This window comes from Rhizobium mesoamericanum STM3625, assembly GCF_000312665.1.
GTDB lineage: Bacteria > Pseudomonadota > Alphaproteobacteria > Rhizobiales > Rhizobiaceae > Rhizobium > Rhizobium mesoamericanum.
On record NZ_HF536772.1, the window covers coordinates 1,629,065 to 1,641,094 of the forward strand.

At 58.7% G+C, this 12,030-nt stretch carries 8 protein-coding genes and 2 pseudogenes; 4 read left to right on the forward strand and 6 right to left on the reverse strand.

Annotation, left to right across the window (positions count from 1 at the left end; all coding sequences use genetic code 11):
• Positions 1-287: 287 nt before the first annotated feature.
• Positions 288-4,826 (forward strand): RecQ family ATP-dependent DNA helicase, encoded by a 4,539-nt coding sequence (locus tag BN77_RS07890; RefSeq protein WP_341872164.1) that lies wholly within the window; start codon positions 288-290, stop codon positions 4,824-4,826.
• A 1,003-nt stretch (positions 4,827-5,829) separates the two neighbouring features.
• On the opposite strand, the gene BN77_RS07895 is transcribed toward BN77_RS07890, so the two are convergent.
• Positions 5,830-6,867, reverse strand: coding sequence for a medium chain dehydrogenase/reductase family protein (locus BN77_RS07895; protein ID WP_007530292.1), 1,038 nt, complete (start codon positions 6,865-6,867; stop codon positions 5,830-5,832).
• Between the two features lie 406 nt (positions 6,868-7,273).
• Between BN77_RS07895 and BN77_RS34695 the strand changes: the two are divergent.
• Both BN77_RS34695 and BN77_RS07905 read left to right on the forward strand, forming a co-directional pair.
• Positions 7,274-7,572: pseudogene (locus BN77_RS34695) on the forward strand (AraC family transcriptional regulator); the annotation flags it as partial.
• Positions 7,573-7,978: 406 nt separating this feature from the next.
• A complete protein-coding gene (locus tag BN77_RS07905) occupies positions 7,979-8,284 on the forward strand; it encodes a hypothetical protein (RefSeq protein WP_007530296.1) in 306 nt (101 codons plus the stop codon).
• 375 nt (positions 8,285-8,659) lie between these two features.
• On the opposite strand, the gene BN77_RS07915 is transcribed toward BN77_RS07905, so the two are convergent.
• A complete protein-coding gene (locus tag BN77_RS07915; protein ID WP_040676884.1) occupies positions 8,660-8,947 on the reverse strand; it encodes a hypothetical protein in 288 nt (95 codons plus the stop codon).
• Positions 8,948-9,152: 205 nt separating this feature from the next.
• On the opposite strand from BN77_RS07915, the pseudogene ligD reads away from it, so the two are divergent.
• Positions 9,153-10,208, forward strand: a pseudogene (gene ligD, locus BN77_RS07920) (non-homologous end-joining DNA ligase).
• On the opposite strand, the gene BN77_RS33425 reads toward ligD, so the two are convergent.
• From BN77_RS33425 to BN77_RS07945, 4 genes are all read right to left on the reverse strand, one after another.
• Positions 10,195-10,428 (reverse strand): DUF6894 family protein, encoded by a 234-nt coding sequence (locus tag BN77_RS33425; protein ID WP_040676886.1) that lies wholly within the window; start codon positions 10,426-10,428, stop codon positions 10,195-10,197. The pseudogene ligD and the gene BN77_RS33425 sit on opposite strands and share 14 nt — an antisense overlap.
• Positions 10,429-10,508: 80 nt before the next feature.
• Positions 10,509-10,718, reverse strand: coding sequence for a hypothetical protein (locus tag BN77_RS07930; RefSeq protein WP_157224440.1), 210 nt, complete (start codon positions 10,716-10,718; stop codon positions 10,509-10,511).
• Positions 10,719-10,735: 17 nt separating this feature from the next.
• Entirely contained in the window at positions 10,736-10,957 is a 222-nt protein-coding gene (locus BN77_RS07935; RefSeq protein ID WP_007530307.1) for a hypothetical protein, read from the reverse strand.
• 255 nt (positions 10,958-11,212) lie between these two features.
• Positions 11,213-11,701: a hypothetical protein gene (locus BN77_RS07945; RefSeq protein ID WP_007530310.1), complete on the reverse strand. Its 489-nt coding sequence runs from the start codon at positions 11,699-11,701 to the stop codon at positions 11,213-11,215.
• Between the last annotated feature and the right edge of the window lie 329 nt (positions 11,702-12,030).

The following is a 12,030-nucleotide window of genomic DNA, read 5'->3' on the forward strand; positions in this document are numbered from 1 at the left end:
ACACTCTATGGCTCAATCCGCTCGCATTTCCGCGCAATCCCTACCACCACCTGGTCAAGCATTACCATGACGGGCGTCTGCAAGCGGGTCATGTCAACGATCCTGAACTTGATGCGCGACTGGTGTTTCAGGTGCTGCGCAATCAATTGACGGCTTTGACACAGCAGAACGCCGACCAGCCCGATGCCGTTGCAGCCTTTCATTTCCTTACTACGAGAATGGAGAACCAAGGCGGGTTTGACGCGGTGTTTCGGGAGGTTCGCGGAGCTCCCACGCCCGATCCTCTAGTGGCAAAAGAAGCGATTTTCCGGCTTCTTGCGGGGCGGGCCTGCGAGAAGCGGGTTGAGCAGACGCTGAACCGCCTTTCGAACCCGCAGCTCGGTTGGCCGATGGCCTATGCTTTGTCCTGGATCCTGGTCGCGGGCGGAGATTCCGTCATGCCGCCTTGGGTGCGGGCGCAGTTCCGCGAGGCTGCACTGATCGTGCGGCACCTTCGCGACGCCAACTGCAAAAGCCCGGATTGCACCTGGTGTAGTGAAAAGAACAACCCGGTCCGCGCGCTGTCACGCTGGTTCGGGTTCGATGCTTTCCGCGCGGAGCCCGTGGATGATATGGGCCGCCCCCTGCAGGAGCGGATCGTCGATGAGACGATGCGCGGGTCGAGCGTCCTCGGCATTCTGCCGACTGGCACAGGCAAATCGGTCTGTTATCAGATCCCCGCCCTGTCGAAGTTCGACAAGACCGGAGCGCTGACAGTGGTGATCTCGCCGCTGGTCGCGTTGATGGCTGATCAGGTGCAGGGCATGGCGCGGGCAGGGATATCCTCTGCCGTGACCGTTAATGGCATGCTTTCGATGCCCGAGCGGCAGGATGCACTGGACCGTGTCCGCATGGGAGAGGCCGCAATGCTGCTGATCTCACCCGAGCAATTGCGCAGCAACTCGGTCCGGTCGGTTCTGGCACAGCGTGAGATCGGCCTCTGGGTGCTGGACGAAGCGCATTGTGTGTCGAAATGGGGACACGATTTCCGGCCTGATTACCGCTATGTCAGTCGCTTCATCAAGGAATCCTCGGGCGATGACGCGCCTGCCCAGGTCCTGTGCTTGACCGCCACCGCCAAACCCGAAGTGGTGCGGGACATCCGAGAGCATTTCAAGTCACGGCTCGGATGCGACCTTTTGCTGCTGGACGGTGGCGCAGCGCGCACCAATCTCAGCTTCGAGGTCCGGCCGACGCAGCGCGGCACCAAGCTGGCCGACATCCTTGATGTGATCGAGACCAAGCTACCACAGGAGGACGCTTCGGGTGCCGTTGTCTATTGCGCCACCCGCAGCGAGACACAGCGAGTGGCCGAGTTCCTCAAGCAGCAAGGCCTGTCGGCGGAACGGTTCCACGCCGGGTTGACGTCCGAGGAGAAGCGCGACATTCAGGAACGATTTCGCAACGGCGAACTGCGAATTATTGCTGCGACCAATGCATTCGGCATGGGGATCGACAAACCCGACATCCGACTGGTGGTCCATGGCGACATTCCCGGATCACTGGAGAACTACCTTCAGGAAGCCGGGCGAGCGGGCCGCGACCGCGCCCATGCCAAGTGCGTGCTGCTCTTTGCCGAAGAGGACGTCGAGCGCCAGTTCTCGCTTTCGGCTCGCTCGCGCCTAGCCCGACACGAAATCGGCGCGATCCTCAAGGCCCTGCGGCGCCTTGACGAGCGGACGAAAAAGACCGGCACCGTGGTTGCTACCTCGGGCGAAGTCGTGCGAGCTGAACGCGATCAGGAATTCGAGCGCGACAGCAGCACCGACGACACCAGGGTGAAGACCGCGGTGTCCTGGCTGGAAGAGGCCACGCTGCTGAGCCGCGAGGAGAACAAGGTTCAGGTCTTTCCCTCATCTCTCAGGATCCGCAACCTGGAAGAAGTCGAGGCCATCCTGGCCAGAGCAGCGATCACTGGCACCCGCCGCAAGCAGCTTCTGGATATCACACGCCACTTGGTGAACGCGCCGCCCGATCAGGGCATATCCACCGACGAGCTCGCCGGGGTTAGCGGATTGACAGGGGGTATGCTGAACAAGGCGCTGGCCGACCTCGAGGCGCTCGGGATCGCTCGCAACGACGTCGTGGTCACTATCTTTGTCCATGTTGCAGTAGACGGTCATTCGCAGCAGCGTTTGGCGCAGGCCGCGCGGCTTGAAACGGCGCTGATCGCCCTGATGCGTGAGGCAGCCCCCGATGCCGAAGGTGCTGAAGGCATTCCCCTGCATCTGGCCGAGACCTGTCAGGCGCTCCGCAATCAGGGGCACAGCGCAGTGCGACCCGACATCGTGGAAAAGCTGCTGCGCAGCATGGGCCGAGACGGGCGCGATCAGGATGGTGGCAAGGGCAATCTGCGGCTGCGCAAGGCTTCGCGCAACACGTTGATGGTCACGTTGCAACGGTCCTGGCAGGCATTGGAACAGACGGCAAACCTGCGGCGGCAGGGTGCGGAGCTGCTGCTAGGGCACCTTCTTGGCAGGTTGCCAAAGGGCAGCCGCGGCAAGGATATCCAGGTCGAAACTACGATGGGTGATCTGCTCGCCACCTTGACTGGAGACGCGCTACTGCGCGGCAGTGGCATTCAGGACATGACAAAACTGATAGAGCGCGGACTTCTGTGGCTGCACGAGCAGGAGGTGGTAACGCTGGGCAAAGGGCTGACGATTTTCCGGCAGGCGATGACGGTCCATCTGAACCCCGCGGGCGGCCAGTTCACTGTGAAGGATTTTACGCCCCTGGAGGAACACTACGTTGAGCAGACAATCCAGACCCATGTGATGGCGACCTATGCCGAAAGAGGCCTTGCTGCGATGGATCAGGCGCTTCGGCTGTCGGAGGATTATTTTGTGCTGGAGCGCGACGCCTTTCTGCGCCGGTGGATGCCAGGCAGGGGCGGTGAGATCCGTCGTCAGACCACCGGCAGCTCCTGGAAGGCAATCGTTGAAGGGCTGAAGAATCCAGTTCAGCAGGAGATCGTCGCTGACGACCGCGAACAGACAAGCGTCCTGGTCCTGGCCGGACCGGGTTCGGGCAAAACGCGCGTTCTGGTGCACCGCATCGCCTACCTGATCCGTGTCCGCCGCGAGGACCCACGCGGCATCCTTGTGCTGACCTACAACCGCCATGCCGCCGCCGAGATACGTATTCGACTCCGCCATCTGATAGGCGATGAAGCGGCTGCAGTGACCATATCCACTTGCCACGCCCTCGCGATGCGATTGGTGGGCGCGAGCTTTGCCGGAACTGCGAGCGAGACGTCCCACGACTTCGACGGGATCGTTATGGAAGCGGTGCGCCAGTTGAACGGCGAAGGTCTAAGCAAACCGGAGGCAGAGGCACAACGCGATACGCTGATTCAGGGTTATCGCTGGATTCTGGTGGACGAATATCAGGATATTGGCCCGGAGGAATATGCGTTGATCTCTGCCGTCGCGGGCCGCTCACTTGACGATAAGGAGCTTCGTCTCAGCCTGTTTGCGGTGGGCGACGACGATCAGAACATCTACGCCTTCGCTGGGGCGTCCATCCGCTTTATCCGCCAGTTCGAGGCTGACTATAATGCACGACCGGTGTTTTTGATCGAGAACTATCGCTCGACCGGGCATATCATTGCAGCCGCCAATGCGGTCATTGCGCCAGCCGCGGCTCGCATGAAAGCCGGTCACGACATTGCCATCGATCGCAGGCGCAGCAAGGTGCCTCCCGGTGGCGAGATGGCGGCGCTCGATCCGGTGGCCCATGGGCGCGTGCAAGTGTTGGCCTGCCCATCTGGCGATGTGGCGCAGGCGATGACTGCAGTCGACGAACTTGTCCGACTGTCGCGCCTTGATCAGGAGTGGAACTGGTCGCGTGCGGCGGTCATTGCTCGCGATTGGCGGCGGTTGGCTCCGGTGCGAGCCTATGCCGAAACGCTGGGCATTCCGGTGGAGATGGCAAATGAGAGCCTGCCAAGCATCTGGCGTTTGCGCGAAATGCAGCAGTTCATCGACGTCCTGCGCCGCGATACTACACGCCTGTTGGGCGTCCGTGATCTGGTCGGTGTGCTGAACACGATACCGTCCAACCGCTGGACGGACCTGATCGCCGAAGGCATCGCCGCGCTGGCCAAAGAGCTCGCGAACAAAACCATGCCCGTACCTGACCTCGTCGAGTGGTTCGCTGAGTGGGCCCATGATGCGCGCGGCGATCAGCGCGCATTGCTGCTGCTGACGGCGCATCGATCGAAAGGCCTCGAGTTCGACGATGTCGTCATCCTGAATGGCGGTTGGGACAGGCCCTCTAAGGGTGAGGATCCCGATGCGCCGCGCCGCCTTTTCTATGTCGCCATGACCAGAGCGCGACGTAGCCTTGCCATCATTGCCGAAGGACAGCATCCGTTCGTCTCGCACGGCCAAGAGTATGTGCTGCGCCGCGCCGCGCCAGCCATCTCTGATGCCGTCGATTTTTCGGCTGCGCTATACCAAATGCCGAATCTCAAGACTGTGGACCTGTCGTGGGCCGGGCGTCTCGGGCCGAGTCATCCCTCGCTTGTCGCAATCTCAGCGGCAAAGGCAGGAGACCCTCTTCAGATCGTGCGCGATGGCCCCACTTGGATAATGCAGGATGCGCGGGGACAAGCTCTCGGACGCATGGCCAAAAGCTGGTCACCTCCCGAAGGACTCAACTTCCTCCGCGGCGAGGTCGGCGCCATCGTGCGCTGGCGCAAGGCCGACAATCAGGAAGAGTTCCGGGTGCATCTTCACCGAGATGTTTGGGAGGCGGTTGTGCCGGAGCTTGTATTCGGTTGATAGTTTGCTCGTCGCGAACGGCGGATCGATCGGGACAGCTTCGCTTAACATTGTGCGATGTGGTGTAATCGCAGATGCTCGTGAACAATGGCAAAAGATCAGGTTTGAGCCCGCTTGAGAGCGGTTACAGCCTGAACATCTCCCTCGCTCTCTGTAAGCTGGAACAAGGTCCCCAGCGAGGCTTTGGACATTCTCGAGATCTCGAAAACGTCACATAGCTTCTTTGCGCGAAGTGCGCCAAGTAACTGCAAAGACGTCATTTTTTCTGCTGGGGTATACCGGCTTTTTAAACCAGGGGAGAGGTGCAAAAATGGTCTGCCTGGACCTTAGATTCTCACATGATTTCAAATACTTAGTGAAACAGCCTTTGTTTTCCTTATCTTTTCCCATCGCGAGCGACCGTGGATGCCACCTTTGTGCCCTGGCTTTGGGCATCAGTCAACCGGCGGGTTGAGCGGCAATTATTTCCGCTTTCGGACCTCACGTTTGCGGTGGCGCGCCGCCATAAGGCGCGCGGCAGCTTTGCGCCCGCAACCAGGTCATTCAGACTGCGGCGCCGAGTTCTCGAAAGCGGACATACGCCTTGATGGTCGGAGGCGCCAATTGAGCGGTCCTTGTACTTCGTTTAGTTTGGAATGATCAGATGGTCGTAGATTTCCCCTCAGCCATTGATCGCTTTACCGCCTGCATGATCCAGGGCCTATCAATCGCACCGAAGTAAGCGCACTCATTCTAATCGATGATAAGGCTCGGCAGATAGAGGACGATGTCTTTGGGCGCCGGGAGAGGGACGCTCAACTTGAAGGGAAATCGCGCCAAGCTACTTCGCGCCCTCTTGTCGGTCATACGGACGTCGTCGCGCTTGCCTGAAGCGGGCATCGTCTTGGCACGGCCTCGCCCACAGTGCACCATAAAGCGGACGTCCCTACGCAGGCGTCAGACGACCGACAAGGCCCGAAACCGGACACAGCTTAGAAGTTGGCGCCGATAGCAACGACGCGCTTTAGTCAGCATTACAAACCAACACAAGTTTGCCCCTCACTGATCCCCCGCCGATCAATTCGTGTGCACGGCGTGCCTCACCGAGCGGAATCCGGTCAGCGATTATCGGCTTGATCTTTTTGTCCCGGAGCAGATTAAGCAATGCGCCTAAATCTTCCCGAAACCATGCGGGTCTCCACCGTTTCAGATATTGTATGCTGTAGGGGAGAATGCGTCGTCTGCCGGGCGAAAGGAAAGCACGAAGCGCGTACCATGCAGGGCGCAGTATGCCGCGAAGACGGTAGCGCAAACCACCCGCAAGCTGGCCCTTTTGTAAGAACGAGGTGAAGCCATAAGCGATAACGCGGCCCCCCGGTTTCAGAACTTGAAATGAGCGCCAGACATTGGTTTCTCCAACTCCATCGAAGACGATATCCACCCCTTGACCGGTTAGGCGATGAATCTCGTCGACAAAGTCGCTCTTTTGATAGTCGATTGGCGTGGCGCCCAGATCCGATACGATCTGATGATCCGCTAGAGATGCGGTGCCATACATTTCCAGACCCACCAGACGACCAAGTTGCAGCAAGGCGGTGCCGACTCCTCCGGCCGCACCATGAATGAGTGCCCGTTGTCCTGCTGAAGCATGTGCAACGCGATGGATCATCTGATGGGCCGTTACATAGTTAAGCACAAGGCTCACGGCCTCGGCGGGATCAAGACCAGCGGGAACAGGATTGAGTTCACTCTCCGGTAGGCAAATGTGTTGGGCGTAACCGCCATGAATTGGCAGTGCCGCAACGATTTGACCGACCATTGCCTTAGAGGCTCCCTCTCCGGCTTTGTCCGCGGCACCGACAATGTCCCATCCCGGCGTGAATGGCAGAGTGGTTTTTTCCGGATGGATACCCTCCCTCATCAGCATTTCTGCGAAGGAAACGCCGGCAGCGAACACGCGCACCCGCACCTCGCCTCGGCCCGGCTCTGGCGCCTCTTCCTGCACCGTTTCCAATACCTCCGGCCCGCCAAAACGACGAGCGACGATTCGGAGAGATTTCATGTCAGCCTCCTCCCACGTACCGGCCACCCACTGCAAGACTGACCCTGCGACGCCGCGGTGACATTGATGCAGGTCAAAGGAGCGAGCGCTGGATGGGGGCGGAGCAGTATTGAGCAGGAACGGACGTTCCGGGGTCTCGGTCCCACGGTCCATAACCACCCATCCACGATGCTCAGGAAGGCGATTTTCGACCCAAGCAGCCGCCTGGATGGCCAAGCGCGGCGGCAGGTCTTGGTCCGAACCGGATATCCCTATGCGAATCAGCGGCAAACCGCGCCGCTCAGAAGACTGGGCGCGTCTGCCGCTGTCGTTGCAGCGGCCATCAGCCGTCGGTCGAGACAGTGAGGATTTCCAGGTTTCGATCTCCTGCTGCAGGCGCTCGATCCTGTCGGAGACGAGTTTGAGGGGGGCCGTCTTCGTGCTGGAGGGGCGCAAGCAAGGCATGCCCGAAGGCGAAGTGCATCGCTACGACGAGGAGCACTATCTGGCATCCGTGCCCATTCCGTTCCGATCCGTCGCCAGCGCGGAACGGCCGCTGCTTGCGATCTTTGTGGAGTTCGACATGCCGCTGGCCGCCGAGATCGCCTCGGAAATCGAGAGGCGATCTCGGCGGCCAAGACGAAAAGTCTCGTATCCAGCAGGATGGAACCCGATATCGAGGACGTGTTGCTGCGTCTGTTGAAGGCGCTGAGCGATCCGGTCGAGGAGCAATGACGGCAGCCAAGGATCAGCTCATGCCGCTGACCGGCTCTTCGCCATGGATTGATCGAACGATAGCGGCGCTGATCATCGGCGGGGCTTGTCGTCGCGGCCGGCTCCTCTGCCTATCGCTGGTACGCCAACCGGAGAAAGCAGGAATGCCTCGACGCTCTCGATCTCCAGACAAGGGCGCCGGCCTGATGTGGGCGGTTCTTTGGGCGAGGATACCCGCCTGGGTCAACTCGATGGGGCCTTTTCATTGTTAGCTTAAACGTCCGAAACCAAAATCCCCCAACTGATCTTCACATCCTGAGCGTTTCCCGCGAGAGTGCAGTGCGCGCCGCGGCAGAGATTTACACAGCCGTGGTCCACCGCTACGGTCGGGCGACCCTTTATCAGCGGGGGCAGTGGCGTGGTCAACCGACTTTCCCATTTGCTTATCGTGGCCGGCGGTGTCGGGCTCGCGGTGTCCTACGTGTGGTGGTACATATTCTATTCGCAGGTGATGCAGTTTTTGGACGCGAACGGCGAGTTGCCGGACGAGTGCATCTATACGATTGGCGACCCTTGCAGCATGGTCTCGAGCGCCGCTAATGCCTTTGGCGCAACAGCCTACGATCCAAGGCTGTTCTGGGGTGCCGCGGGAGCGGTAGCGATCGGCGTCATCTTGGGGATTCTTCCTGATGCCAGCGAAGATGACGATTATCGGCCACGATAACAGACTCCCACCAAAACGTCAGCCGCCAAGCCTTACCCGGTTGGGCGGCTTTTTCTATTGTCTGGGAGTAGTCATCGCTGGAGCCGGTTCCTACGCTCTAGAAGTAACTCATGCGCGACCAATTGCCTACCTGCTGGACTGAGACAGATTCCGTTTACCAGTTCCTCAGTGACGCCCGCCTCCTTGAAGCTACGGATCCGATCGTTCGGGATGTCGACGGTTTCGTGACGATAGAGATGCAAGAGGCAGCTCCATTCTTCGTATGTGAAGTCTCTCCGAGCGATCATGCAGTGTCCTCCCACCTAACAGAGCAAAAAAATAGCACAGTTATGTCCTTGAAGCCGTGGAGCTCGCGCTCGTTCTGGTCGTCCCGCTCTACTTGTTCTTAAGTAGCCAAACCTTCCCGGCCATCGTGATCCCGTAGACGTCTTTCGCTCTGTCATCGTCGAGATGCCGCCGCTCTAGAAAGCCAAATCCATCTAGCTCATCCAAAGCTTTGGCTGTTACGGACTTCGCTTTCTGGGGCCGTTCTTTCCAGCGGTCGGACTTCGCGTAGGTCACCGTTGCATTCTGGTGGGTCCATCTACTCGACGGCTGCGGATATAGATCGCCGTCTTTGGCCAGTTTCAATGCGGCAATTTGCGATGGGGAAAGCTCAATCATGTTTAGGAAACCTGTGTCGTTTGAAGACGCGTTCCTAACACATTCCACAGACTTTGCACGTTCAGCTTTTCTGACGACGTGCGTGCATCCATCGTCACGGACCTTCGTCTCTCCCCAATGGCGGTGATGCCCCGGTCAAACAAGATAATACACAGGCGATGCGGTGCGTAATTGTCTTTTTAAGCTTTCCTTATTTAATCACCTGATGGCAAAGTCACCGCCTTCCAAGCCTGGCAGACGAAAAGCCGCTTCGCTCCCGAGCGCGCAAGCCGCGCGATCCGTTGCAGCCCAATCTTCCCTTTGATCCTATGCCGGCTCGCATCGAGCCTTGCTTGGCGCTTCTCAAGCCTCGTCCGTCGGTTGGGCCCGATTGGCTCTACGAGATCAAATGGGATGGATATCGGATCGCAGTGCACCTCAACAACGACAATGTCCGCATTCTCACGCGCGGTGGCCATGATTGGACGCATCGTTTCCCTGCGATCGAGGCAGACGCCAAACGCCTCGGAGTCGGTTCCGTCATCCTGGATGGCGAGGCTGTCGTGCTCGACGAACAGGGCCTTCCGAACTTCGGCCAACTTCAGCAATCGCCCGGAGGGAGGGGCGGCAAACTCAACTCCCGCGCTTCCATCATGTTCGCCTTCGATCTTCTGTATTTCGACGGTCATGACATTCGAAGCCTCGAACTCACTGCCCGCCGGTACTTCCTCCAATCACTTTTGAAGAACGAGCACGGCGCCATCCGGCTTTCCGAAGAGATCGAGGGAGACGGGCGCGATATCTTCGACGCGGCGTGCGAGCACGGCCTTGAGGGCATCATCGCGAAATACAAGGACAGTCCTTATCGCTCGGGCAGGCTCGGCAAGTGGGTGAAGGTGAAGTGCGTCCAAAGCGATAGCTTCATGGTCGTGGGCTACGAGCCTTCATTGGTGGCGCGGGGAGGGATCGGTAGCCTCTTGCTGGCAGCACGAAAGGGCAATGATTGGGTTTACGTCGGCTCGGTCGGTACCGGCTTCAACGAGCGGAGTGCCGAGGCTCTGCGAAAGACGCTCGATCGGATCCAACGCAAGACGGCACCGGTCAAATACGACCGCCGGCGCAAGAACCTGGTATGGGTGCAGCCTACGCTGATTGCCGAGATCGAGTATCGCGCCTGGACACATGACGGAAAGCTTCGCCACCCCTCATATAAGGGGCTGCATATAAGGGGCTGCGCGAGAAGCAGGACAATGCTGCCATCTATGACATCAAATCTTCATGACCGACTTAAACGGAATCGTTTCAACAACACGACCGCTTTCGTCGGTCACCTCAAAAAGCTCCCCATCGATACGCTCGCCGAGAAGCAGCTTTTCAGCCAGCATCTCCCTTGCCGCTCGAATGGCCTCTTCGCGTGCCGAAGCGTGATCCTGTAGTTCGACGCCTTCGGTATCTTCAACGAGGTCGTCGCCGTCGCGGATATGGAAAAAATATCTGGTCATGACCCAAGAACGGCGACCGTCTAATTGTTCCGACACTAAATTATCGGAACGTCACAAGATCGCTGGCCGATTACCACAGCTCATAGGACCCTCATCCTATTCCCGTCGAGCAGCTCTATCACCTTCTTCTCCTGCATTGCATAGAGCGCATCCACAACCTCAAGCTCCGTGTAATTCTTCTCCAGCACGAGCACAGGGCCGATCTCCAGAAGGTTTACCGGCGTTCCAGGCTCTGCCTTGCTGTTGGCGGCGTCGAGGTTGGCTCGGCGGATATCCTTGTCCTGGCTCATGGCGTTGTGTTGATCCATCAAAAGGACGGGTATTTCTTAACGTAGGCCTTTTGAGCCTTCCAGTCAGCAAGACCCGTTTGGGTCAGGCTGACCTCGCCGTCGGAAGCCTTCTGCCCAGGCCCGTGGATAATTTCGATGTAGCCTCGATCCGCCAGCTTCTTCTGAGACCCCGGTCCGAAGCCGCGCGTACCAGCAGGGTGAAGGCGCTGGCCTACACCTAGCTCCACAAGCTTTATCATCGCCGCAAATTCTCTGTGATCCAATTCAGGCTGGATAGGCGGTGGCGGTGCGTCCGTCCTCTGATACGGCCGATAGTCTGCCCAGTCTTCATCGTCCCAGTTCTCCGTTCCATATCGTGGAGCTTGTGGAATCTGGAGGGGAGGCGGGGCTTCGGAGCAGACCCGGCAGCTGGAAATATGGTCACGACGTAGGTCTTGAGATCCACCTGCACCGCAGCGCCCGTCTTCTCTGCAGCTCGGATTAGCCGCTCGATGTCAGCTTGGCGGAATGATGCGCGGGTCATACGTTCCCTTCTTATCTTTTTCGGATTTTGGCTTTTTCGCTACGGCACCTCTTAGGGCTTCGCGAAGCACTGATACGTTGAATTTCTCGGTTTCTTCTTGGGCTAGTTTATCCCAAAATTCGGTGGCCTCGTTCCATTCACCCCAGAGCTGGATCGGCTCGCCGACCGATTCGACCTCTTGCAGTATAAGTGCCCAACCTGCGTATCGACTTCCCTCGTCCACGAAGTATCGCTTCTTCACCACGTAGGGAGTAGCGCCCCCTCGGATGTAGTCACGGGTAAGGATGGTGTCCCCAACCACTGGGCACGTGCCATAGGTTTCAAAAGGGTAGCTATTCAATTCCTCTAGGCGCCCATCCGCAGCGACCGAATAAGTCCTAATCTCGACTAGCGGGCGCTCCTCTGGAGGCTCGTTGAGGCTAGAGCCTTCCTGCGGAGTGTCCTGGATTTTTTTCGCCATGGTGGGTCTCTTGTTCTTGCAGCCAAAGAGCCCTACTCAAATCACTATTTGGGCTTACGAAGCAAAACACGCAGGGTTTCCTGCGCAGATACCGACGGAAGTTGGGTGGCTTGCGGCTTTGCCTTTGCAGGCACCTTACATCGCTCCACCATGTCCATGACGCTTCGCCTTGTGACAAAATCCTTGTTCGCTATACGAATGACTTCGAGGTTGCCTTTGCGCGCTTCCGTGCGCAGCGCACTTTTTGTCAGTTTTCGGCTAAAGAATAACTCTGCCGCTTCAGCTAGGGTATACAGCGTCGCATCATCGGTAGTTCTCCCGTCACGAAG

Coding starts and splice junctions, on each gene's coding strand:
- BN77_RS07895 (WP_007530292.1), bottom strand. CDS start 6,867: ATGAAATCTCTCCGAATCGTCGCTCGTCGTTTTGGCGGGCCGGAGGTA.
- BN77_RS33425 (WP_040676886.1), bottom strand. CDS start 10,428: ATGACCAGATATTTTTTCCATATCCGCGACGGCGACGACCTCGTTGAA.
- BN77_RS07915 (WP_040676884.1), bottom strand. CDS start 8,947: ATGATTGAGCTTTCCCCATCGCAAATTGCCGCATTGAAACTGGCCAAA.
- BN77_RS07945 (WP_007530310.1), bottom strand. CDS start 11,701: ATGGCGAAAAAAATCCAGGACACTCCGCAGGAAGGCTCTAGCCTCAAC.
- BN77_RS07935 (WP_007530307.1), bottom strand. CDS start 10,957: ATGATAAAGCTTGTGGAGCTAGGTGTAGGCCAGCGCCTTCACCCTGCT.
- BN77_RS07930 (WP_157224440.1), bottom strand. CDS start 10,718: ATGAGCCAGGACAAGGATATCCGCCGAGCCAACCTCGACGCCGCCAAC.